We start from the raw sequence: 23,373 nt of genomic DNA, 5'->3' as shown, positions 1-23,373 counted from the left end.
CAGGTGTAGGACCATGCGAACAGCCAGCCGGAAGGCCTCGAAAAAGCCGCCAACCGTTCGCGACGAAAGCAGCGTTGAGCGGCTCTACTACGAGCTGCGTGACCGCGCCATGCGGTACGACTTCAAACCGGGGTCGCGCATCAACGAGAAGGGTCTCAGCGAGGAGCTTGGCGTCGCCCGTGCCACGCTGCGAGAAGCCCTGAACCGACTCTCGTCGGAAGGCCTCTTCGAGTTCGTGCTGAACAAGGGCTTCTTCCGCAAGGCCATCAGCGTGGACGAGGTGTTTGACCTCTACCAGGTCCGAATCGCACTGGAGCGGCGGGCAGTTCATCTGGCGGTTTTGCGTGCCTCGGACGCGGACATCGCTGCGGTCAAGGCCTACTGGGTTGGCGTCATGCAACGGGCTCAGGACCTGTCAACTGGCGACCTCGTCCTTGCGGACGAGGAGTTCCATCGAAGGCTTGTGGCCCTTTCCAAGAACAAGGAGCTGGTCTCCTTCGCCGAGATGGTGACCCGCCGCATCCATGTCGCACGGAACATCGATATCGAGCAGCTGTCAGCGTGGAATCTGAAGGCCTTCGACGCTCACATCAACGTCATCGACTTGGTCGCCCACAGGAGGACTGAGGAGGCGCTTCAAGTGCTCACTGAGCACATTGACGTCAGCCTCAAGCGAGCCGTTGAAATCGCCAAGGAGATGGTCTCGCGATTTTTCTTGGTCGATGCGTCGACATCGCTGCAAGCGGCCGGCGCAACCCTGCAGGGCGGTGTAGCCCTAGAGCCCAACACGGTGTGAACGATTGGGCACGGTTGAGGTGCAGCTATGTCAGACCCACTTCGTATCATCCACGGGACGTTTGGAAGAGTCGTGCTGGTCCGCTTGGACCATTCCATGGCGCTTCACGCGCATCGGGAATGCCACATCGTTTTCAAGATTGGCGGCGCCGACATCGACTTCGGCATCGGCCGCAAGGAGTACCCCGTCACAGCCCACGGCGCGCTGTTGATTAACGCCTGGGAGCCGCACTTCTACAACTTTCGCGAGACGGAGGAGAAGACCGTCCTGCTCGCGCTCTACCTCAACCCACACTGGTTGAAGCAGGTGGACCGGCGGTTCGCGTACAGCGCGCACCCCAAGTTCTTCGCCCGACCAGTCCAAGTGCTGACGCCCCTGCTCGAGCGCGGTCGCGACGATGTGATGGACGCCCTGACTCAGCGCGAGCCGCCAAGTCCTCGCGACATGGAGAACCTCATCGCATCCATCTTCGCTGAGATTTTGACACTCGCACCGCCGCGCGACCTTCTGCACTTTGCCGGCGAGCGCGGTGAACTGGACTACGACGCGCGCATCAGGCGCATCGTCGAGCGCATGCTGTCCTGCGAGGAACCCACCGCGACACCGGAAGACATGGCTGTGCAATCCGGGCTGTCGCGAGCGCAGTTCTTCCGGCTCTTCAGGAAGTCCACAGGTATGCCGCCCGCGCTGTTCATCAACATGCTGAAGATGGAATGCGGGCTGCGCAAAGTAGCTCAGCGCGACGTCAAGCTGCAGGACATCGCATTCGACCTTGGCTTCGACACCGCTGGAAATTTCACGCGGTTCTTCGTTGGCATGCAGGGGTTCGCCCCCAGCAAGTACCGCAAAATTGTCGAGGTGATGTAGTTGCGCCGCGGGACGCGGGCCTCGAGCGGTCGTCCGCTCGAGATGCATGCAGGCCGGCCTGCTGCGGACGAGGCGCCCGGTCCTCGTCGGGCAGCTTCGTCAGCCTATGCCAGCGGTGGCTTAGCTACTTCCACTCCACCAGGATTTCGCGGTACGTCTCATTGCCCACGTTCTTGGCTTTGTGCTTGGACGGGACCTTCACGCCCTTGCCGATGTCCGACATGACCTCGATGGTGTCGCCTTCGACCTTGAGTTCGAAGACTCCGTCGGTGGGGACGGGGAACAGTCCCACGTCGTTGCCGTGCTCGTCGTAGATTTGAAGCGGTGCGCCTCGCACCGCGAACCACATGTACGAGTGGTTGTGCATGTGGACGGGGGTCTCCTGCCCTGCTGGAAGAACGAAGTCCCAAACGATGACCTTGTCGTTCTCGAAGAGCTTCTTGCTGCCTATGCCTGCCTCTGCGGGCGCCTCAATGACGTTGTCCATGGTTGTCTCGCTCATTGTCGGGTTGCTAGTTGGAATGGCGAGCGGACGCAGACCGCGCCCGCCCGCAGGCGGGTCGTGGCGAAGAACCCTGAGGTGCAACTCCATCGACTGCCCGGTTCCATGCTCCAGCAACACCGGCAACGGGCCTTATCAACGGCCCTCGCTCCTTATCGCAGGGGCTCGCAACTTATCGTTGCGTCTCATCACATCGCAGGCCTGCGCGGGCGCTGCGACGGCGGGCTTACCAGGGCAACGGCTTCCCGAGGTGGGTGAATGTGCCCGACGGACCATCCTCCGCGAGAAGCGCCATCTCCACGCTGCTATTCGCCCCTTCCGGCACCGAAATTTCGCCGTGACCGCCGTTCATGTCGGTCTGGACGTAGCCAGGGTGGATGGCGTTCACCTTGATGGGGGTGTCGCGCAGCTCGTAGGCGAGGTGCACCGTCAACGAGTTCACCACGCTCTTGGAGGCGTTATAGGCGGGAATTTTGAAGTTGTAGATGGGCGAGCTGGGGTCCGTGTGCCATCCGAACGAGGCCAGTTGGCTCGACACGTTGACGATGCGAGCTGCCGGCGCCGCGCGTAGCAAGGGCAGGAACGCCTGCGTGACTTCGACCACGGCGAACACGTTGGTCTCGAAGGTGGCTTCGTCACCGCCATCGCAGGTGCGGCAGCCATCACCATCAACGGGCCGAGCCACGATAGCGGCCCCATCGCGGCGGCTCATGCCTCTGAGGCAAAGCAGGCTCCGGCAGTGCAGGTCGACGTGGCGACCATCATCGCCAAGCCCATCGCCGAATGGCAAACCTACTCCGGCCGGATGGAGGCGGTTGAGAAGGTTGACAACCTCGGCTACACCCAGGTCGTCGCACCGGTCTCTGGCCGCATCTCGCGCGCCGAGCTCACGCTGGGCAACGTGTTGAGCACGGGCGCAAGTGCCCCCATCCTCACCACACTGGTGTCGGTATCGCCCATGTATGCGTCGTTCAGGTGATGATGGACAACCTGGCGTACATCGCCCTGGATGGCCTTCAGGCAGACATCCGCCGTGACCTGGAAGCCGGCGTGTTGCCCATCGGGCATCTGCTTTCGCGGCTGTGGGTGAGGCGCCACTTCTTGAGCCTCGAAACGGCGCTGCTGGAGCGCCTGTGGTCTGCCGCGGGAGGTTTGCCGGACCCAGACGCATCGCGGCTGTACTGCATCGCGACGCCCGAGAAACCGCGCATGTTGGATCGCAGAAACCTTCAGGCGCGGCATGCTGATGGCCCCCAAGGGCCTGCCCTGACGCGGCTGCTGATCGCTCAGCAGCACAGCCAAGCGCAGTAGGCCTCCTGGCCCTGCAACAAGCGCAGTCCAACCATCCCTTCTTCAAGCGGATGCGGATGCGCGCGCCAGGGTCTACAAGGCGTAACCGACTGGTATCGTTCTCACGCAGGTGTCGAAGTACGAAATAACTGCAAATTTGAATGAACAACCCGCTAGCCTGAACGAGTAATTTGCAAACGCATCTCGGCGGCGGTTGTAGGGCTGCGCCGGCTGGTCTGTTTAGCCGATGGCGCGCGCCAGATCGGACTTGGCCGACACGCGCCCCACCAGGCCGCTCAGCCAGGCGTGCAGCTTCTCGAGCAGCGGTCCGGCACGGGCCTGGCGGTGAGCCCGGCGAACATCCGGTGGCAGGCCACGGACCTCTTTCTCCACGGCATACAGCGCTGCGATACGTTGCAGTGCCTGGGCGGCGATGGAGTCCTCGGCTTTGCCGGTGCTCAGGTACAGGTCCCACCACGGGCGGCGCGCATGGGCCCAGCAAGCGGCCTCGGTGACCTGCCCGCTGTCGTACAGCTTGCCCCAACCACCATAGGCATCGGCCTGACGCACGCCATGGAAGTGGCGCAGGTGGCGTTGCGGATGCTCGCCCCTGCGGTCGGGCGTGTACTGGTACCAGGCAGCGGGTGGCTCGCTGGCGCCGGCGGGCCGGTCGTCGCGCACGTAGACCCACAGGCGCGCGGTGCGCGTCTTGCCCTGGCCAGGTGCCAGCACCGGCACGGGCGTGTCGTCGGCGTGCAGCTTGGTAGCCGCCAGCGTGTAGCGGCCCAGCGCGGCCACCAGCGGCGCGAGCAGCCGCTCGCTGTGATCGACCCAGCCAGCCATGGTGGAGCGGTACGACATTGTCTTACTTTGAGGTTTCAGGGGGTCTCAGGCAGGCCCAAGCTGTATCGCTAAGTTGTTGTAGCTAAAGGGTTTTTTGCATTTTTCGGTTTCACGCCGTATCTTGACGTCCTGGCTGATCTCAACGTTGATGGGTAGCTAGCTGGGTAGCTAGCGCGCCCTTTGGAGCAGGCCGATGAAAAGCAGGTACGGTGTGTTAAAGGACCTTCAGTGCAGGCACGCGCTGAGGCTTGGCGAACCAACGGCGCGCAGCGACGGCAATGGTTTGACCTTCACGATCTCCAGCGCGGGTTGCGCGGCTTGGGTGTTGCGGTACCGACATGGGCAACGACGCTACGAGTTGACGCTTGGCCGGTACCCGGAACTCAGCTTGGCAGAGGCCCGTTCGATGGCCGCACTTCAGCGGGCAGAGATCCTTCGGGGTGTCAATCCCGTGGCCGAGAAGCGCAAGGCCAAGGTGGTCGCGGCCAAGGACTGGACCGTGCGCCAGTTGATCGGGGACTACCGCGGCAAGAAGCTGGTCACGCTGGCCAAGAGCACGCAGACCTGCTACGGCCGCCATCTCAAGCGGCTTGAAAAGCGCATCGGCATGCTCGGCGTGCGCGAGGTTGAGTCCAGCGACATCGTCGGAGTGATCGAGGACAGCCGCCTCACGTGGGGGGGAATCGAGTCTCCTGCACATCACCGCGAAGTGCTTGTTCACGCACGCGTGCGGCAAGCGGCTGATCAACGTCAATCCAGCCGCTGGCATCATGGTCGCGGCGCTGCTCGGGCCCCGACCACCGGTGCGCAAGCGCCTGATGCTGACACGCGAGGAACTGCACTTGCTGCTGAATGCTCCCATGCGTCGCAACAACGCATTGGCCATCCGATTTTTGCTCGGCACCGGCGTTCGGGGAACCGAGCTCTTCACCGCGAAGTGGGTCGATGTTCACTTGGAGGAGGGCCGGTGGCACATTCCGGACAGCAAGACCGGTCCCGCGATGGACGTGCCCCTGGCACCGGCGCTGGTCGGCTGGTTCAGGGAGCTGAGGCAGTTCAGCGGAAGGTCAGACTATGTGCTGCCGGCCAGGGCGCGCAGTCGCGCCGAGCGCCATGGCGGAGACATGCATGTGGGCAAGGACACGGTGCGGGAGTCCATCGACTACTGGGTCCGGCAATACCAGACGAAGGTGCGTCGTTTCACCCCGCATGATCTGCGCAGCACCATGAAGTCGCACATGCGAGCGCTGGGCGTGCCGCGCGACATCTCCGAAATGTGCCTGAACCACAGCTTGGAGGCGTCGAAGGCATCTACGACCAACATACGTACTATGCCGAGCGTCGCGCCGCGCTGTCGACATGGCTGGAATTTCTTGAAATCTGTGGTTCGGAGGATCCGGCACGCCGCACAAACCCATGCCCTCCGGAGGCGGGCTTGCGGCAACTACGGACTCTTAATCCGTAGGTCGAGTGTTCGAGTCACTCAGGGCCCACCAAAATTCTTTTGGTAGATCAAGCACTTAGCGCGAAGGCGCTAGGTGCTTTTTTCTTGGCAGATTGTCGATTCTTGGCCGTGTCCGACGCGTGTCCGAAATCGCACGCGTACGACAAAGTCTTTTCTCCAGCGATGCTGGAGTGCCGCGCGTGGTGTGTTTCGCGCCGATGACCATGTTGATGGCGCGGCGCTTGATGCTGAATGCCGCGCGCAGGGGAAGGAAGCACCTGCGCCTCGGCGATCAGCGCCACCATCTCTGCACTCGTCCGCAAGTCATAGGGGCTGGGCTGCAGCGGGATCAGTTCGCGCGTGGCCGCCAGCACCGCGGAGCGTGCCACCGCGGCAATACATGCCGGCCCGTCGATCCCGACGCAATCTGCCCGCCTGGCAAATTCTGGCGCTTCACACGGGAGGGGTCGCAGGTTCGAAGCCTGCACCGCCCACCAAAAAAGTTTGTTAAATCAGCGCACTACCTGACAGGTGGCCTTTTGTTTTGGTGGGCCAAAAGTGGCCAAAGCTTTCAGCTGCATACCGTTCGCTCGATGCAATCGAACGGCTCGATTTAATTGGATAACCTTGCGGGAAGAGTAGCTTTTCTGTTCCTTCGCTGGATCGGCCGTTGTCGAAGGCTGGCGGCAACATCCTCCTGATGCTGAGGACTTGTCTCCAACTCGCCGCAGCTACCCGCGTCCTTGCGGTGTGAGTCAGACATACGACGTCCCCAAATGCTAGGCGTCGCTTTGGGACCGCATTCGCATCCATCAGCGTGTGCCAGCCGCGTGCCCCCCGGCCGGAGCCTGTCAGAACCTGCGCGACATCGTGAGCGCGTCCGGCCACGAGGTAGACCGGGCTTGGCAGATGGCCGCACGGCATGATCCGGCTACCATGCACGCGGTAGCCGATCTGGAGTTCCATGCCGCGCGGGCGTTGCCGGTGCAGCGCGAGGTCAACTGGCGCGATGACAAGCGGATGGCCCGGCCGCGCAGAACATTGACTGTCGCGCCTCGCGCGGCTGAACAATTCGCCGATGGCCGAGCTGGCCACGCCCTGATGGGTGGCCGCGCAAGAGCGCAGCGACCTGCTGGGCTGGATGACCATGTGAACAGCGGGACGTCCATTATCATTAGCCAGTTGTCGCCGTTGGTTTGGCACGCTTGGCTGGGCTGCTAGCCTACGCTGGCCAACGCGATCTTGGACCGCGTATGCATGGTGCGCGCAAGATCGCGTTAGAAGGGCGAGTCCATGCGGCGCGGCCATGCCGCCGATAGCACCGGCACCGCTGAGGCCGCCACGGCTCAGAACATCGGACCGGGCGGCTGACGCCAGCGCTGTGCGCAGCACCGCTTCGCCCGCCGCGCTCAGTTCGTCGCACCCACCGACCGCCGCCGCGGACAGAGCTTCCGAGCACGTAATCGAAACGCTCTCATCGCCCCCGGCGCACCGATTACCCACCGGGACCATCGCCGCCATCACTCCGAGCCGCACGCGGCTCCCCGCCAGCGCGTGGATCGCTGCCCGCAATCCGCGTGGACTGCTGCACGCCATCGTCTGGAATAGGGGCCTGCTATCAGTGGAATGCGCGGTCTGATCACGTGCGGGAGGCCAACTGACTGATCGACGTCGGGACTGGCTGCGGCGGCCGCCCGAGAGCTGCCCTACAGCGGCTTCCCTGCCTCCGGCCGCAGCTATTTTGCCAACGTCCTGGCCTGCGATAGCGAGCTACGTTTTTCTTCGGCGTGTGCGCGCGAAGCAGGAATTCTTGTTTGCGCAATAAACGAATGGCTGGCCCGTGACGTTCATGTCCCCGACTAAGCGGCTATGGTCCATCGCTTGTACGCCTGTCCCTTCACACTCTTCGGCAATATCGGGGCACAACCTTTTCCATAGAACTCCTCTCTCATTTTTGGGCGTTTGAACTTTAGGCTTAAATAGTTTAATGCGGCAGGGATGAAACTATTTCTTCTTAAAATAGGCGCCGCTTACCGGTGATTGAGTGTATTAATAAGTTTGCTCGATGCTACCCGCCTCTGGTAATCCGTCGCATGAGGATCTCGCCATTTTTAGTCCGAATCGATCGCTTAATAACCTCTGGCGTAAGCTCATTCTTAGACAAAAGAATGTTAACTTAAAACGAATACGAAGGGACTTCCCCAGTCCCAACACGGTGTCCAGGCACCAAGATTGACTCGCGGAAGTTCAATCTGAAACGGAAAAGGGGAAGTCCATGACGGAGATTACACGGGCGCCGGTTGTGCGGGTAGGGGTGGATCTGTCCAAGCGGATTTACCAAGTGCATGCGGTCGATGTGCAGGGCCGCGTCGTGCTGGCCAAGGCAATGCCGCTGGATCGGTTCTTTGCCTGGTGCGCCGAACTGCCGAACGGATGTGTCGTGGCGATGGAGACTTGTGGCGGTGCGCACCACGTGGCCCGCCGGTTGCGCTTGCTGGGTCTGGATGCCCGGTTGATCGCCGGAAACTTCGTCACGCCTTACCGCATGGCCGGCAAGAGCGGCAAGAACGACGCCAACGATGCCGCTGCCATCTGCGAGGCCGCTGGTCGCCCGCACATGCGCTTCGTGCCGGTCAAGACGACAGAGCAGCAGGGCCAGTTGGCCGTGCACCGCCTGCGCGAAGGCTTCAAGGAAGAACGCACGGCGTTGATCAACCGCATTCGCGGCCTGCTGGCCGAGTTCGGATTGGTCTTCGCCCAAGGCCCCGATGCGCTGCGCCTGGTGCTGGCCGGCGTGATCGAGGATGCCAGCAACGAGATCCCCGGCGTGGCACGACTGGCCTTGCAACGCGCGCACCCGCACTGGATTGACATCGACCTGCAGATCGCTTGGTGCGACGAGCGCATTGCCGCCCATGTGCGCGCCGACGCGCGGGCGACCAAGGCGGCCACGTTGCTGGGCATCGGTCCGACCACGGCGTCGGCATTGGTTGCCAGCGTCGGCGAGTTCGGCCAGTTTGCCAATGCGCGCCAGTTCGGCGCCTGGCTCGGGCTGGTGCCCAGCCAGAACTCCACCGGCGGCAAGGCCCGGCTCGGGGGCATCACCAAACGTGGCGACGACTACCTGCGCACCTTGCTGATCCAGGGCGCCAAGTCGGCCGTGATGAGTGCGGCCAAACGCAGCGACCGCATCAGCCTGTGGCTGGTGCAATTGAGGGAACGTGTCGGCTGGCAAAAGGCCGTGGTGGCCTTGGCCAACAAGAATGCGCGCATCCTGTGGGCCGTGCTCACGCGCGATGGCCAGTTCGACCCCGACCATGTGCCGCAGATACCCGCGGCGCGGCAAAAGCCGCAACTGGTATGAACTGATTCTCTGAGTTGGACGTGCGAAAGCAGATAACCACCACAGGTCAGACCGGCAGCAGGTGAGCTCGATAACTCGTCCGTGCTTCAAGCACGAGGAACGAATGGAGTCCTGCTGAGCGGTTCGTATCTGGGGCATCGGACCATTCGGCCGACACAAGCCCGCCTGTAGATGTGCAGTCTGTCCGTTTGCGGTGGCTTCTGAATCCATCGTGCGTCTGCGATCAATGAATGCGAATACCGTTTATCAGGAGGAACACCCATAAGCCGCTGTTGACGAGACGGGAAGTCCCTGTAAATGAGTTAGGCGATTTGTGGGTATTTGGTGTCGTCAATGGTGGGATGTCTTCGGTGTGAGGGAGTCAAATCTGTTCGTTTGAGAGCAGGTAAGCGATCTATGCATAGATCAGAACGCAGAAGACTGACTTTTAACAAATCGGTAGCGTGCCTCGGGCAAGCGCGTCAGAAACTTCTTCACGCAGAGCCTCATAAAGTGTTTCTTCTGGGAGGATGGCCCGGAGCTCTCTGAAAACCTTTTGTCCAATGGCTGGTTGATTAGTATCCTTATCAACACTATAAAATTATTGTCCGTAAACCCAGGGTTTTGAACTGGGGCAGGTCGGAGGGCTTCCAAGTGCTTGATGCGACAAGACAAATCACGAAGGTCAGGGCGCACCGTTCGTTGCGTTCGCACTGCGCCGGCGCGCCTCGCGCAAGCAAAAGAGGAGGGCGCGCGCTCGGCTACACGCGCGCCGCGGGGGCATGAAGGCCCAGGTCTCCAACGCCCGCACCCGCAAGCTGGGCATCGCCCACTTCGCCTTCATGCGCGCGCTCGTGCAGGGCATCGCGCTGCGCGACGCTTGGGACCGCTACTTGCTGGTGGAAGGCCTGGCCACCGACCTGCGCCTGGTCAAGGGCACCATCGACTGGATCCGCGACGCCTTCGCCGCGGCCGCGCGCCGCGAGGACCGGCACGGCACGGCGCGGCTCATCCTCATGGATGTGCGCCGGCTCGCGGACCCCGAGCCCGTTTTGCCATCGCTGGAGGACTTCGCGGCCGAACGCGGCCTGGAAGACTTCTCCGAGGCCGATCAGATTGAGGCCTTCGAAGCGGAGTTCGGCAAGGCCAACGTGCGCCAGGGACGCCGCGCGAAGCTCATTGCCCGCCAGCTCGATGCGCTGCGCTGGCTCGAGCAGCTGGTGGCCCAGCCACCGCGCGCGGGCGACGCCGTAGCCGCCTGGCTGAACCCGAACGTGTCCGGGCGGCTAGAAGCTGTGGGAATCTTTACGCTGCATCAGTTGGTGGAGCGCATCAATGGGGTGGGGCGGAACTGGACTGCGTCCATCCGCGGCCTGGGGACGGCCAAAGCCGCGCGCGTGCAGCGTTGGCTCACCGAGCACCAGGACTCGCTCGGCTTGGCCATCGGCGGGCATGTAGCCTTGGCCCGGGGAAAAGTGTTCCGGCACGAGCTGCAGAAGGTGGTGGAGCCGGCCACCGATGTACGGCCTTTGGAGAAGCTGCTGGTGCCCGCCGAGCTCGACGGTCGCGCGGGCGTGTACCGCCGGCCGCAGGCCCAGTGCCTGATGACCGCGCGCAACGACTACGAGGCCATCCTCACCTGGCTGCGCTCGAAGAATGGGGCGTCGCCGGCGCAGCAGGCCCAGTCCAAGGCCAAACGCCGCGGGCGCGACCTGGGGGTGGAGTCCACGTTGGACTGGCTCACGACGCTATCGCACACGCAGCGGGCCTACCGCAAGGAGGCCGAGCGCTTCTTGCTGTGGGCCGTCATCGAACGGCGCAAGCCGCTGTCCTCGATGACGACCGAGGACTGCACTGCGTACCGGGATTTCTTGGGAGATCCGCTGCCGCGGTCGCGCTGGTGCGGGCAGCGCAACCGAGAGCGCTGGTCGCCACTGTGGCGGCCGTATGAAGGGCCGTTGTCGGCCGCGGCGCAGCGCCATGCTCTGACCGTGCTGAAGAACCTGTATGCCTACTGGGTGGACAAGAACTACCTTATGGGCAATCCGTGGAGCGGCATCACGGTACCGCGGTCAGCGCTGCCCAAGATGAACACGGGCCGCAGCTTCACGATGGCGCAGTGGCAGTTCATCTGCGAGCAGGCCGACATGCAGCGCGAGCGCTCGACCTCCCAGCGGTTGAAGCTGGCGTTGGCACTTCTGTACGCCACGGGGTTGCGGCTGTCGGAGGCAGTGGCCGCTAAGGTCGACCACCTGCAATGGGTGGAGTACCCGCCGGACAGCGAGGATGCGGAGCACGTGGAGGGTTGGCTACTCAACGTTGTGGGAAAGGGACAGAAGCTACGGCAAGTGCCGGTGCCCGTCGACGTCGTCGGGCAGCTGGCGGACTACCTGATCGCCCGAGGCCTTGACCCCGACCCAGAGGCTGGGGTCAACCAGGGTGCCTACCTGCTGGGCAAGGCTGCCGACCTGGAAGCGGTGGCGCCGTCGCTGCAGGAGCGGCACGGGGACGATCCCAAGCATGGGATCGCGACCAACACGCTGTACGACCAGCTCAAACGGTTCTTCGAGGAGTGTGGGCGGGTGCTGGATTCGCTGGGAGATGAAAAGGGGGCCGACCGGCTGCGGAGAGCCAGCACGCATTGGCTGCGGCACACCCATGCATCACATGCGATCGCACGCGGCATCCGTGTGGAAATTGAGAAGGAGATCCTGGGGCACGCATCGTTGGCGACGACAACGGTCTACGTGACGACCGAGGAGAAGCGGCGCATGAAGGCAATGGCCAGGTTCTGGGGGCGGTCCTGAACGCACCTGGCATCCGCGATTGGCTTACAGCGAGCTGGCCGTCTGATTCGCTGCCCTCGTGCGGACGGCGGCATCTTCTGGCAGTCTTCGAATTGGCCTTTCGAGCCGACGACTGATCAAATCGGCCAGAGTGCAGGACAATGGGAGAACCATGGCAAACGGCGATCAACTCAAAGCACTGCTGCGTTCTCACGCGGAGGGCGACGATCGCCATTTCTACTCGGTGGCCATGCAGATGGCGGCTCATGAGGCGAAACAAGGGCACGGCAAACTCGCCGAGGAGCTGCGCGACTTGATCGATGCCGCAAAATCGCGCCGCAGCTCAGGCAACAGCGAAGGCGCGACCCCGATCGCGAGGCCCAAGGGCGAGCTCGCAGGGCTGCTCAGCGTCACCTACCCGTCGCGACGATTGAGCGACATGGTGTTGTCTGACACGTTGCAGCAGAGCCTGCAGCGCGTGCTCAAGGAGCAGAGGCACTTGTCCAAGTTGCGCAGCCACGGCCTGCACCCGCGGCGCAAGCTTTTGCTCGTTGGCCCGTCGGGCACGGGCAAAACGATGACCGCCGCAGCGCTGGCCGGAGAGCTCGGCATTCCGCTGTTCGTGGTTCGCTTGGACGCACTCATCACCAAGTTCATGGGGGAGACCGCGGCAAAGCTACGCCAGGTCTTTGACGCTGTGGCTTCCACGCGTGGCGTCTACTTCTTTGACGAGTTCGACGCAATCGGTAGCCAGCGTGGCATGGCCAATGACGTGGGCGAGGTCCGCCGGATTTTGAACAGCTTCTTGCTAATGATCGAGCAGGACGATTCCAACAGCGTCATCGTTGCGGCGACGAACCACCCGGACATCCTGGATGAAGCGCTCTTCAGGCGTTTCGACGACGTGGTCGAATACCACGTGCCGTCTGCAGCAGAGGTGCAGGCTCTCCTGCGCATACGCCTGGCCGCCTACGTCAAGTCGAAGAAAGATCTCGCAGAGCTCGCATCGGAGGCATCAGGCCTGAGCCATGCGGAGATCGCGCGCGCGATCAACGACGCGGTCAAAGAGGCAGTGATGCATGACCTGGAGACCGTCCCGGTCGAAGCGATGCGAGCCCTACTGCAACAGCGCCAGGCCGTACGCCGCCGAACCGCCGGCAGCTAAGAGTAAGCGCGATTATTCTTCATGGCCACTGAGAATCAACAGCGACGTCCGCACCTCTTTCCCCATAACACCCGCTCTACCGAGGGATATACCGCCAAGAAGGCCGTCGTCGTCAAGGCTGCGGTTCCGGCGCAGCCGCGTGGACAACACGCGCAGAAGTTGCGTGCGCAGTTCGCGCAGGTAGAGGTCGTTCAGCTCCAGCGCGTCGATGAGCAGAAGGCTGCGGGAGTGCAAACTGCAATTGGCATCCAGATTGAATTCGAAAGCCAACAGGGCGTAGAGTTGGCTGCTGAAAGCCTGGCCCGCGATCGGCAGGGCATTGAACTCATGAACGTGCGTGAGCAGGACGACCAAGTGCTGGCCACCGTGTTCGTGCCCCAGGGCAAACTGACGCACTTTGAAAAGCTGATCGCTGCCTATGCAGAGCACCGCACAGGTGCTGGCGGCCGTTCTCTCGACAATCATTCGCTGATCGATGCCATCCGCTCGGTGCGCGTTGCCACGTTTGAATCGCTGTGGACTGATGATGCCGGGGCGCTGCCCCTCAATGACGGCGAGTCGATCTGGTGGGAAGCGTGGCTTCCTGCCGGGGAGCACAGGCCGCAGATCATTGCGGACTTCCGCACGGTCGCTGAATTGGCCGGCCTCCTTGTACGGGAACGCGCGCTGCACTTTCCAGAACGTTCGGTCGTGCTGATGCACGGCAGCAAAGCGCAGTTGCTTCGTTCGTCGCTGGTTCTGAACATGGTTGCGGAGCTGCGTCGAGCTAAGACGACCGCGGAGTTTTTCGCGGCGCTCCCGCTGAACGAACAAGCGGAGTGGGGTGCGGATCTGCAGGCTCGCCTCGTGCCGCAGCATGCGGGCAACTCGTACGTCACTTTGCTGGACACAGGCGTCAACCACGGGCACCCACTGCTGGCCCCAGTGCTCGATGCCGAGGACCGGTACACCGTGGAGCCTGGTTGGGGACCGGATGACGCCAATGGCCACGGCACAGAGCTAGCCGGCTTGGCATTGTTCGGCGACCTGACGCCAGCGATCTCAGACACTGCCGCGCTCTCTGTGCCGCATCGGCTCGAGTCAGTGAAGATCTTGCAAGGTCCGGGCGACAACGATGGCCAGTCCTACGGTGCGATCACGGCAGAAGCTGTCGCACGTGTTGAGATTGCTGCACAGGATCGGCGTCGGGTGTTTGCGATGGCTGTGTCGTCCACCGACGGCCGTGATCGAGGACGCCCGTCGTCGTGGTCCGCAGAGGTTGACCGGCTTGCATGCGACTACGAGGGGCAGGGCGAGTCGCCGCGCCTTTTCGTGCTCTGCGCGGGAAACACGCAAGATTCCAGTGCCTGGGGCGATTACCCGGCCAGCCTCTCGACAAACATGGTGCATGATCCAGGCCAAGCTTGGAACGCTCTAACCGTCGGCGCGTACTCTGAGCTCACATCGATCTCTGAAGCCTTTGGCCATCTGTACACCCCCATCGCTGCTGCCGGTGCGCTGAGTCCGTATACGACGACCTCGTCCACTTGGCAGACGGGGTGGCCTTTCAAGCCGGACATCGTGATGGAAGGCGGCAATGCGGCGGTCGATGGGAGCGGCTTCACAAGCCAGTTGGAGAGCTTGTCGCTTCTGACGACTAACCACCAACCTCACGATCGCCTGTTCACGTCAAGTTGGGCCACGAGTGCATCCACCGCTCTGGCAGCGGGCATGGCCGCCCGGATCCAGGCTGCGTATGCCGACTACTGGCCTGAAACCATCCGAGCGCTCATGGTTCACTCTGCACGTTGGACCCAGCCCATGCTCGACGCCTACAATCCCAACGCAGTTCGCAACCAAGCCAACATGCGGCAGCTGCTTCGACATTGCGGGTATGGCGTCCCCAGCCTGGAACGGGCGCTGTACAGCGCAAGCAACTCGCTCACATTGATCGTCCAGGATCAACTGCAGCCGTACCAGAAGGTGGGCTCGGTGGTCCGCACCCGCGACATGCACCTGCACGACCTGCCGTGGCCGACCGAGCTGCTTGAAGCTCTGGGAGAAGCGCAGGTGAGACTGCGAATCACGCTTTCGTATTTCATCGAGCCAAACCCTGGCGAGCGCGGCGGCATCGACAAGTATGCGTATCAATCGCATGCGCTACGGTTCGCAGTTCGGCGTCCTTTGGAGACTGAGGCCACCTTCCGCGGACGTATCAACGCACAGGCCGCAGCAGAAGAGCAGGGCCTCCCTGCGGCCGGTGGCGCAGACGCAGGCTGGACTGTCGGAGAGCGCACGCGTGCACGTGGGTCTTTGGTCAGCGATAGCTGGAGTGGAACGGCCGCGGCACTCGCTAACCGTGGGCAGATCGCTGTATTTCCCGCAATGGGCTGGTGGCGAAACCGTCCTCGCCACGAGCGGTTTGAGCGGGCTGCGAGGTACAGCCTCGTCGTTTCGATCGAGGCACCAGAGGTTCAGCAGGACCTGTACGCGGTGGTCGCACAGCAGATCACAGCACCAGTTGCGATCGACATTCCAGCCGGGGCTTGAAGGTCCGGACCACTGCAGCGCGATCGCGCGCTGTGAGCTTCAATGAAGCGGTGAGCATGAGGACCTGCTGCCCGGCCAGGTTCCGAGTGTCGGTTACACAGGCGCCTTGCCTTCTGATGTCCTGGCGATCATGGCTGGAGTCCTCGCGGGCTGTGATGCACTTGAAGTCCTCAGCGTGGCTAACACATGGAACGTAGCGTCGCGAAGCCTTCCATCCGGTGGTATGCCCAGTTCTACCGCATCCTTTGCATCTGCGATTCTGACGATCAGCGCGATCGTGTCGTCAAGCACCGCTCGGACCTCGTGCCAATGAAGTTCGTTGGCGGCGAAGAAGTCTTTGGTTGTCTCCTTTGCATCGATATGCGCGACAGTCTTGTTACGGATCTTCAGCAGCGGCTTTGCACGCGCAGTAAGAGGGTCAAAGAGGGCTCGCAGTTCGATGACGCGATCCTGCTTTCCATCCTTCTCAAGCAAAGCCATCCTTCGCCAGGATGTCCAGGTAGCGGGCGGGCCCGGTCATACGGTCGCCGGGTGGAGGTCGAGCGCCAGAAGGTCGCGCAGCGCAACGCAGGGTTGGCGTTGTGTTGCATCCACGCTATTCCGTGGCTGGGCCGGACCGCACCATCGTCGAGCGGCTTGAACACCACGCCTTCGACCGTTTCCTGCAGCGCCAGTTCGCGCGGAGCGATCGAGCCCCCGACCCCGGCCGCCACCAGGCACAGCAGCACTTGGGCGGTCTCGCTCTCGCGCACCACGCGCGGCGAGAATCCGGCGCGGCGGCCGTGGACGAGAGCGGGCCAAAGTGGGGGCTAGCAGAAAGCCGTAGCAGGATCAGAATCGTTGGCCAACGAACGTCTGGAGGCCTGCCATGCGGATCATCATCGAAGCACATCTTGTCGATGACAGAGAGCAAACAGAGCGTGTTCAGCTCTGTGCTTTTGAGCGCGAGCTCACCACGGATCCAATTGGCATGAGCTTGGCCGAGGGGAAAGCGTTGTTGGCTGCGGCACAACGCTACTTCGTGAGGGGCCAGTGCGCAGGGATATCCTGCGGCCATGCGCGCTGCGAAGTATGCGACGCGAAGCTCAGCTTGAAAGGCTGGCATCAGCGGAAGATCCGAACTGCGTTCGGCCTCGTCCAAGTGCCGAGCCCCCGCGTGCGCTATTGCTCCTGCGCCGGCCAGCCGGACGGCGCGACGTTCAGTCCCCTCTCGAAAGTCGTCCCGCATGGGATGACGCCGGAACTGGAGTACCTGCAGGTTAAATGGGCCGCGCACCTCTCCTATGCCGATGCATGCTCTCTTTTGCGGGAAGTTCTCCCCGTTGAGCAAGCGATCTCTGTTACCGGGGTGAAGCGGCGCGTTCGTGTGGTTGGTCAGGAGCTCGAGCTGGCATCTGAACGGCCTTCTTCGAACCCCCAGCCGCAGATGCCTCCAGTCACGGCGGTCGCCGTTGATTCAGGGTGGCTCAAGCATTGCTGCCCACCGCGCCGCCACAACCGGAACGTCAACGTCGTCGTGGGCCGAGCCTGCTTCCAGGGAGGGACGACGCGTCTGTACTCCTACGTTCACAACCAAGTCCCTTCTTCGTCGGCACGCCTTGACCAGTTTCTCGACAGCTGCGGGGTTGGACATGACGAGCGGGTCACCGTCGTCAGCGACGGCGCAGGTGAATTTCAGAAGGCCGTCGATGGCACTGCTCGGCCGCTGTGTCGCATCTTGGACTGGTTCCACATCGCAATGAAGTTTCGATCGATCGAACTATGCGCGCTGAAGTTCCCGCGGATGCTTGCACCGAATGGACGTCTGCTCCGAGACGAAGTACAAGCGTGCAAGTGGCTGACGTGGCACGGGAAGGCCGGCGCGGCGGTAGCAAGGCTGAAGGAGATCCACGACGTCTTGGACGGCAAGGACGAACTCGAGTACTTCAACCTGTATTGGAGCGTCAGACGCACATGGGGCTACCTAAGCTTGAACGACAGGTACCTCGTCAACTATTGCCGACGGCACCACAGGAACCTCCCAATAAGCAGTGCCATCGCTGAATCAGCCGTCAATCAGGTCGTGAGCCTGAGGATGGCCAAGAAGCGACAGATGCGGTGGTCTGATCAAGGGGCGCATCTTCTCGCACAGGTGCGCGTCACTGATTTGAACGGCGAGTTGCGGCCCAGAGCATTCGCAGTTCCATGGCGTCCTCCAGCAAAGTTGAATGGCTGGGATGATCCCTTCCTGCGTCCATACCTACAGGCATAGCCCCCGGTTTGGCCCGCTGTCGTTGACGACTGCCCAATACATCCCCATCCAGCCGGTGTCGGCCTCCATGACCCCGCCCAAGTTTCCGCTGAACCAGTGGTACATGGCCGGTTTCTCCACCGATGTGACCGACAAGCCCGTGGGGCGAATGTTCCTGAACCAGCGAGTGGTGCTGTTCCGCACGGCCGACGGCCAGGTAGCCGCATTGGAGGACCGCTGCTGCCACCGCTCGCTGCCGCTGTCGTGCGGCACGGTGGAAGCGCAAGGCGTGCGCTGTGGTTACCACGGCATGCTCTACGCGCCCAACGGCCAGTGCCTGGAGATTCCGGGGCAGGACCGTATACCGAGCAAGGCCAAAGTCCGGGCGTACCACATTGCCGAGAAGAACCACATCCTGTGGATTTGGATGCCCAAGGAGGCCGGCGGCGCCCCGACTACCGAAGCTCCAAACTACCCTTGGCACAACGATCCGCGGTATAAATTTGGCACGGGCGCGTACCACTACAAGGCACCCTGGCAGCTCATCCACGACAACTTGCTGGACCTGAGCCACCTAGGGTACGTGCACTTGCAGACCATCGGCGGTGACGCGCGCCTGCACATGAACGCCGGCATGAAGGTTACCCAGGATGGCGACACGGTCAAGGTGGTCCGGCAGATGCCAGGCTCGCGGCCGCCGCCGACCTACAAGGCGGCATGGCCATTCGGTGACACCTGCGACCGTTGGCAGGAAATCGAGTTCGCGCTGTCTCACTTGAAAATCTGGACCGGTGCCATAGAGCCAGGCACCGATTCCATCGACGACCCCGAGCGCGGCGGCTTCCACATGCGCGGCCTTCACGGCATCACTCCGGAGACCGAGGACACCTGCCACTACTTCTGGAGCATGTCGAGCACGCGGCACCCGGACAAACCGGACAACAGCCAGGCAGTCATCCAGCAGACCGCCTTCACCTTTGACGAGGACCGCATCGTCATCGAGGAGCAGTACCGCAACATACGGGAGTTCGGCGGCAAGCCCGAGTGGATTGACATTCACGTCGACGCGGGAGGCAACCGTGCCCGCCGTGTCGTTCAGCGGTTGCTGGCCGAGTCCGCTTGACCGCTCTTTCCTGTCCGTGCGGCGCTGGCGGGCCGTGTCAGCCGCGCGGCCTGCGCGTGACGGCCTGCGGGTAGCGCTGTTCGAGAAACTCCGCCGTTGCCTTCTCGACGCTGGGCAGGTTGTCGTGCAGGCGGCGCAGCAAGTCCAGAAGGCTCTCGCGTTCGTGCTTCGCCAGGACGGACAAGAAGACACGCTCGCGCTCGCGGGCCAGTTCCAGAATCTGGTTGTGAAGAGCGCGGCCCTTCTCGGTGATAGTCGCAAGCCGCAGCCGGCCGTCGTTGTTGTCCAGACCAAACGTCACCAGCCCATCGGCCTGCATGTTTTTGAGCGCGCGGCTCACTGAAGCCTTGTCCATACCGATGGTCTTGGAAACGGCCTGTGCGGTGAGCTCGTCTTCGATGGCGAGCAGAACAAGGATGCGCCAGGTTTCGATGCCAACGTCGAACGCTCGCAAGTAAGCGTTTGACGCCCCTCCAGACAGCTTGTTCGCAATCCACGTGAGGTAGGCCGGGGCGTACTGCTCAAGGTCGATGGTGGGACTGGGCGCCTTCTTGGGGTCTGCGCCTTTTCCCTTGAACTTGGGTGACAGTGCTTTGGTCATGCTCCGATGCGTTTTGTTGCGCACCGGATTGTGTCTCAGCGCGCTGCGCGCTCAGGAAACGACGGCCCTGAGGCCAGCAGACAAGTCGTGTCGCGAGCGTCTCAGTCGCCGGCCACCGAACGAGGGCGCTTACTTCAGTTGCCCGTGCGGGTCGATGACGAACTTGGTCGGCGCGCCGGCGTCGAACTGTGCATAGCCGGCGGGAGCCTCATCCAAGCCAATGACCTTCACACCAACGACGTTCGCGATGTCAATTCGGTTCCAAAGGATGGCCTGCATCAGGGCGCGGTTGTACTGCATCACCGGGGTCTGGCCCGTCATGAAGCTATGCGACTTCGCCCAACCGAGCCCGAGGCGCAGGCTCAGGGAGCCCTTCTTCGCGGCGGCGTCCACCGCGCCGGGGTCGTCGGTGACGTAGAGGCCAGGGATACCAATCTTCCCTGCGGCGCGCGTCACTTCCATCAGCGAGTTCAGCACCGTCGCTGGTGCTTCGTGCTGCGCGCCGTCGTGTCCATGGCCCCGTGCCTCGAAGCCGACCGCATCGATGGCGCTGTCCACTTCGGGCACGCCGACGATGGCAGCGATTTGGTCCCCGAGGCTGGCATCGAGCGACACGTTAACGGTTTCAAAGCCTACCGCCTTGGCGTGTTTCAAACGCTCTGCGTTCACGTCTCCGACGATGACGACCGCGGCGCCCAAGAGGCGGGCTGATGCCGCTGCTGCGAGGCCAACAGGTCCTGCGCCGGCGACGTACACCGTGCTTCCGGGGCCAACGCCAGCCGTGACCGCGCCGTGGTAGCCCGTGGGGAGGATGTCCGATAGGCAAGTCAAGTCGCGAATCTTCTCGATGGCCTGAGCGCGGTCTGGGAACTTCAGCAGGTTGAAGTCCGCATAGGGCACCATGACGTACTCCGCCTGGCCCCCAATCCAGCCTCCCATGTCCACATAGCCGTAGGCGCCGCCTGGCCGAGCTTCGTTGACGTTGAGGCACACGCCCGTCTGCCGTTCCTTGCAAAGGCGGCAGCGGCCGCACGCGACGTTGAAGGGGACCGAGACGATGTCGCCAACCGACAGCGTCTCCACGTCCTTCCCGGCCTCGATGACCTCGCCGGTGATTTCGTGGCCCAGCACGAGACCTTCGGGGGCGGTCGTTCGGCCGCGGACCATGTGCTGGTCGGAGCCGCAGATGTTGGTCGTCAGGACCTTCAGGATGACGCCGTGGTTCGCCGTGCGTCCTCGCGGATTGAGAAGCTTTGGATAGTCGATGTTGCGTACCTCGACCTTGCCCGGTTCGACGTAGACGACGCCTCGGTTCTCTGCCATACGATGTGTTCTCCTGATTGGATGGTTTGGGCCGCGACGCATTGGTGGTCAGGCGGCCGTTCTTTGACGACAGCCTTTGCAATGTCGCACCGTGTGCGTTGAAGTGGCACGACCACTGGCGCCCCGGTTTGAGGCCTGCAGACGATATCCATGGCTCACGCTGGTGTCAGTCGGCCAAGGCGACTACGGGCTAACCCTCGGGCCTTGCTGCGTGTTTGACCTGGGAGCGGATGACCCTGGACAGCGCGGTTCGCTGCAGACCTTGCGCAGAAGTCGGAAGAGACAGGCCGACTCGCGCGAAGTGAGCCCCGCGATACTCTCGGCTTCCACCTGCCGTAGCAACGGCGACAGACGCGCCACCGCGGCGAAGCCCGTCGGCGTGGCACGAAGCGCACTCGCTCGCCCATCCTCCGCGTGAACACTTCTGACGACGTACCCCGCGCTTTCGAGGTCGCGTAGGACGCCGACGAAGTTAGGCTTGCGCATACCGAGAGCGGTCGACAGCTGAGAAGACGTGATGCCTGGGTTGCCGGCGATGAGCGACAGGGCTGCGAACTCGTAAGGCTTCAGGTTCAGGCGCTCCGCGGCCAATGCATGTGCCTGGGAAAGCCTATGGGACGCGCGCCGCAGCCAATAGGTCATCAAGGCTTGCACTTCGGTCAGGTCCAGCTCGATGGGACCAGCGCGCGAAGCCAAGTTGCGGGAAACCTCTCTATCGCTCATGACGTTGCATATGCCTATCATCATCTGTGGAAACGATTGACCCAGATTTCGACCTCAACACGCTGCGCCTCATCGTTGCCTTGGAGGAGACGCGGAACGTGACGCGAGCGGCCGAGCTGCTCGACATGAGCCAGTCGGGTGTGAGCTCCGCGCTCGCCCGTTTGCGCAAGCGCTTTGCCAATCCCCTGTTCGTGCGCACTGCCAATGGGATGGAGGCAACACCCCGAGCCGCTCGCATGGCCGAGAACGCGCGTGACATCCTGTCGCGTGTGAAGTCCGGCATCCTCGACCAAGAGGTCTTCGACCCACTGGCCGAGTCCGCGCATTTCTCGCTGTCGATGGCCGACGTCGCGGAGGTGGTTTTTCTTCCGCGCTTGCTCGCGACGCTGCGCACAACGGCTCCGCGCGTGACGGTGCAGAGCGCTTCGCACCGCAAAGAGGAGCTGCATGCAGAAATGGAGGCCGGACGCGTCGACCTGGCCATCGGCTACTTTCCCGAAATCGACACCGACGCGTTCTTCCAGCAACGCCTGTACAACCACACCTACGTCGGCATGCTGCGACCCAAGCATCCTGCGCTCGCGGCGCCGATGACGGTGAGCGTCTTCACCTCCCTCGGGCACGCCGTCGTGATGTCGCCAGCTCGGACCAACGACCTGTTCGAGCGCTTTCTGGAGCACCGCAAACTCAAGCGCACCGTGGTGGTCAGGACCCCGCACCACCTGAGCCTTCCGTCCATCGTCAGCGAGACCGACCTGATGGCTGTGGTGCCCCTTGCGACAGGGGCGTACTTCGCCGAGCTGGGCGCCGTGGAACTGGTCCCACTCCCGTTCAAGCCGCCTGTCTTCGGCGTGAACCAGCATTGGCATCGGAGGAACCACCACGATTCACGCCACTCTTGGCTTCGGCAGCAGTTGGTGTCGCTGTTCAACGACGATACGGACCGCTGGCTGCCTCTGGAGCGCAAGCTCTACGGTGACCTGCGCCGCCGCAGCCGTTAGTCAGCGAGGGGCCATCCGCAGCGCGCCGTCCAGGCGAATGACCTCGCCGTTGAGGTGCCCGTTCGTCACGATGTGGCAAGCGAGTTCCGCGAACTCGCTCGGCTTGCCCAGGCGTGGCGGGAACGGAATCGACTTCGCCAGGTTCTCTTGCACTGCCTCGGGCAGCTCTTTGAGCAGCGGCGTGGCAAACAGGCCTGGAGCGATGGTGCACACCCGGATGCCGTGCTGCGCCAGGTCCCGGGCCATCGGCAAGGTCATGCTCACGACACCGCCCTTCGACGCGCTGTACGCCTGCTGGCCGACCTGGCCGTCGAAGGCCGCGACGGAAGCCGTCATCACCATCGCGCCGCGCTCGCCACCTTCGTCGGGAGGAAGTTGCGCGCATCTGGCGGCGAACAGCCTGCACACGTTGTAGGTCCCGATGAGATTGATGCGGACCACGGCTTCGAAGTCCTCGAGAGGCGCCGCCCGACCGTCCTTCTGAACGATGCGTTTGGCGGTGCCGATGCCCGCCACGTTCATCAGAATGCGCGCGGGTCCGTGCGCTGCGGAAGCCCGCTCCAGCGCGGCTTCCACCGCCTGCGCGTTCGTGATGTCGCACTCGATGGCCAGGCCGTTAATTTCGCTTGCCACCCATTCAGCTGCGGCAAGGTTTCGGTCAAGCACTGCCACGCGGGCGCCGCGGCCGGCCAGTTCACGCGCGACGGCCTCGCCCAGGCCGGAGCCTGCTCCGGTGACGATGGCCGCTTGGTCTTGGATGTTCATGGTTCAAACCGGCTTCGACGCCGGGTATCTGGGGTTACATGG

Annotated in this window: 18 protein-coding genes, 1 tRNA gene and 5 pseudogenes; 14 read left to right on the top strand and 10 right to left on the bottom strand. The window is 62.9% G+C overall.

Annotation, left to right across the window (positions count from 1 at the left end; genetic code table 11):
- The first annotated feature begins 13 nt into the window (after nt 1–13).
- Together ASF43_RS06410 and ASF43_RS06405 are read left to right on the top strand one after the other, a co-directional pair.
- Complete coding sequence (locus ASF43_RS06410) at nt 14–796, top strand: GntR family transcriptional regulator (RefSeq protein ID WP_056177792.1); 783 nt, start codon at nt 14–16, stop codon at nt 794–796.
- A 72-nt stretch (nt 797–868) separates the two neighbouring features.
- Nucleotides 869–1,663, top strand: a complete 795-nt coding sequence (locus ASF43_RS06405; protein WP_056177790.1) for an AraC family transcriptional regulator — start codon at nt 869–871, stop codon at nt 1,661–1,663.
- Between the two features lie 124 nt (nt 1,664–1,787).
- Here the strand turns inward: ASF43_RS06405 and ASF43_RS06400 are convergent, their stop codons facing one another.
- Nucleotides 1,788–2,150 (bottom strand): hypothetical protein, encoded by a 363-nt coding sequence (locus ASF43_RS06400; protein ID WP_056177789.1) that lies wholly within the window; start codon nt 2,148–2,150, stop codon nt 1,788–1,790.
- A 241-nt stretch (nt 2,151–2,391) separates the two neighbouring features.
- Entirely contained in the window at nt 2,392–2,877 is a 486-nt protein-coding gene (locus tag ASF43_RS06395; RefSeq protein ID WP_082497640.1) for an SDR family NAD(P)-dependent oxidoreductase, read from the bottom strand.
- Here ASF43_RS06395 and ASF43_RS06390 point away from each other — a divergent pair.
- A pseudogene (locus ASF43_RS06390) lies at nt 2,809–3,138 on the top strand (hypothetical protein); the annotation flags it as partial. The gene ASF43_RS06395 and the pseudogene ASF43_RS06390 overlap by 69 nt on opposite strands.
- Nucleotides 3,139–3,143: 5 nt before the next feature.
- Complete coding sequence (locus ASF43_RS06385; RefSeq protein WP_056177785.1) at nt 3,144–3,476, top strand: hypothetical protein; 333 nt, start codon at nt 3,144–3,146, stop codon at nt 3,474–3,476.
- Nucleotides 3,477–3,695: 219 nt separating this feature from the next.
- On the opposite strand, the gene ASF43_RS06380 is transcribed toward ASF43_RS06385, so the two are convergent.
- The gene (locus tag ASF43_RS06380; protein ID WP_369803237.1) at nt 3,696–4,316 is read right to left on the bottom strand and encodes an IS66 family transposase; all 621 of its coding nucleotides are present in this window, start codon (nt 4,314–4,316) and stop codon (nt 3,696–3,698) included.
- 175 nt (nt 4,317–4,491) lie between these two features.
- Between ASF43_RS06380 and ASF43_RS31595 the strand changes: the two are divergent.
- The 3 genes and pseudogenes from ASF43_RS31595 to ASF43_RS30460 form a co-directional block, all read left to right on the top strand.
- Nucleotides 4,492–4,710, top strand: a pseudogene (locus ASF43_RS31595) (Arm DNA-binding domain-containing protein); the annotation flags it as partial.
- Between the two features lie 358 nt (nt 4,711–5,068).
- Nucleotides 5,069–5,530, top strand: a pseudogene (locus tag ASF43_RS31590) (tyrosine-type recombinase/integrase); the annotation flags it as partial.
- Between the two features lie 199 nt (nt 5,531–5,729).
- A tRNA-Ser gene (locus ASF43_RS30460) sits at nt 5,730–5,794 on the top strand.
- Nucleotides 5,795–5,956: 162 nt separating this feature from the next.
- On the opposite strand, the pseudogene ASF43_RS29710 reads toward ASF43_RS30460, so the two are convergent.
- A pseudogene (locus tag ASF43_RS29710) lies at nt 5,957–6,197 on the bottom strand (ATPase); the annotation flags it as partial.
- A 1,820-nt stretch (nt 6,198–8,017) separates the two neighbouring features.
- Here ASF43_RS29710 and ASF43_RS06370 point away from each other — a divergent pair.
- The 4 genes from ASF43_RS06370 to ASF43_RS06355 all read left to right on the top strand — a co-directional run bounded on the left by ASF43_RS06370 (nt 8,018) and on the right by ASF43_RS06355 (nt 15,565).
- Entirely contained in the window at nt 8,018–9,106 is a 1,089-nt protein-coding gene (locus ASF43_RS06370) for an IS110 family transposase (RefSeq protein WP_056177783.1), read from the top strand.
- Between the two features lie 761 nt (nt 9,107–9,867).
- Nucleotides 9,868–11,892, top strand: a complete 2,025-nt coding sequence (locus tag ASF43_RS06365; RefSeq protein WP_056177781.1) for a phage integrase family protein — start codon at nt 9,868–9,870, stop codon at nt 11,890–11,892.
- 151 nt (nt 11,893–12,043) lie between these two features.
- Nucleotides 12,044–13,036 carry an AAA family ATPase gene (locus ASF43_RS06360; protein WP_056177779.1) on the top strand — a complete coding sequence of 331 codons (993 nt, stop codon included), beginning with the start codon at nt 12,044–12,046 and terminating at the stop codon, nt 13,034–13,036.
- A gap of 21 nt (nt 13,037–13,057) precedes the next feature.
- Nucleotides 13,058–15,565, top strand: coding sequence for a S8 family peptidase (locus tag ASF43_RS06355; RefSeq protein WP_056177777.1), 2,508 nt, complete (start codon nt 13,058–13,060; stop codon nt 15,563–15,565).
- 93 nt (nt 15,566–15,658) lie between these two features.
- On the opposite strand, the gene ASF43_RS31190 is transcribed toward ASF43_RS06355, so the two are convergent.
- Both ASF43_RS31190 and ASF43_RS32195 read right to left on the bottom strand, forming a co-directional pair.
- Nucleotides 15,659–16,045, bottom strand: coding sequence for a hypothetical protein (locus ASF43_RS31190; protein ID WP_162241773.1), 387 nt, complete (start codon nt 16,043–16,045; stop codon nt 15,659–15,661).
- Nucleotides 15,952–16,335 (bottom strand): annotated as a pseudogene (locus ASF43_RS32195) (hypothetical protein); the annotation flags it as partial. The pseudogene ASF43_RS32195 and the gene ASF43_RS31190, both read right to left, overlap by 94 nt.
- A 98-nt stretch (nt 16,336–16,433) precedes the next feature.
- Here ASF43_RS32195 and ASF43_RS30450 point away from each other — a divergent pair.
- Nucleotides 16,434–17,816 (top strand): ISKra4 family transposase, encoded by a 1,383-nt coding sequence (locus ASF43_RS30450; RefSeq protein WP_156373165.1) that lies wholly within the window; start codon nt 16,434–16,436, stop codon nt 17,814–17,816.
- Nucleotides 17,817–17,883: 67 nt separating this feature from the next.
- On the top strand, nt 17,884–18,918 hold the full coding sequence (locus ASF43_RS06350) for an aromatic ring-hydroxylating dioxygenase subunit alpha (RefSeq protein WP_056178172.1): 1,035 nt from the start codon (nt 17,884–17,886) through the stop codon (nt 18,916–18,918).
- Between the two features lie 37 nt (nt 18,919–18,955).
- On the opposite strand, the gene ASF43_RS06345 is transcribed toward ASF43_RS06350, so the two are convergent.
- The 3 genes from ASF43_RS06345 to ASF43_RS32190 all read right to left on the bottom strand — a co-directional run bounded on the left by ASF43_RS06345 (nt 18,956) and on the right by ASF43_RS32190 (nt 21,484).
- Nucleotides 18,956–19,519 carry a MarR family winged helix-turn-helix transcriptional regulator gene (locus ASF43_RS06345; protein ID WP_056177775.1) on the bottom strand — a complete coding sequence of 188 codons (564 nt, stop codon included), beginning with the start codon at nt 19,517–19,519 and terminating at the stop codon, nt 18,956–18,958.
- Nucleotides 19,520–19,648: 129 nt separating this feature from the next.
- Nucleotides 19,649–20,842 (bottom strand): formaldehyde dehydrogenase, glutathione-independent, encoded by a 1,194-nt coding sequence (gene fdhA / locus ASF43_RS06340; RefSeq protein ID WP_056177773.1) that lies wholly within the window; start codon nt 20,840–20,842, stop codon nt 19,649–19,651.
- A gap of 183 nt (nt 20,843–21,025) precedes the next feature.
- The gene (locus ASF43_RS32190) at nt 21,026–21,484 is read right to left on the bottom strand and encodes a MarR family winged helix-turn-helix transcriptional regulator (protein WP_369803242.1); all 459 of its coding nucleotides are present in this window, start codon (nt 21,482–21,484) and stop codon (nt 21,026–21,028) included.
- 107 nt (nt 21,485–21,591) lie between these two features.
- Between ASF43_RS32190 and ASF43_RS06330 the strand changes: the two genes are divergently transcribed.
- On the top strand, nt 21,592–22,566 hold the full coding sequence (locus ASF43_RS06330) for a LysR family transcriptional regulator (protein ID WP_056177769.1): 975 nt from the start codon (nt 21,592–21,594) through the stop codon (nt 22,564–22,566).
- On the opposite strand, the gene ASF43_RS06325 is transcribed toward ASF43_RS06330, so the two are convergent.
- Nucleotides 22,567–23,331 carry an SDR family NAD(P)-dependent oxidoreductase gene (locus ASF43_RS06325; RefSeq protein ID WP_056177767.1) on the bottom strand — a complete coding sequence of 255 codons (765 nt, stop codon included), beginning with the start codon at nt 23,329–23,331 and terminating at the stop codon, nt 22,567–22,569.
- Nucleotides 23,332–23,373 lie beyond the last annotated feature (42 nt).

Source organism: Pseudorhodoferax sp. Leaf267, assembly GCF_001422405.1.
Taxonomy (GTDB): Bacteria; Pseudomonadota; Gammaproteobacteria; order Burkholderiales; family Burkholderiaceae_C; genus Pseudorhodoferax.
Note: the sequence above shows the minus strand (reverse complement) of the source record. Positions and strands in the feature narration are given on the sequence as shown.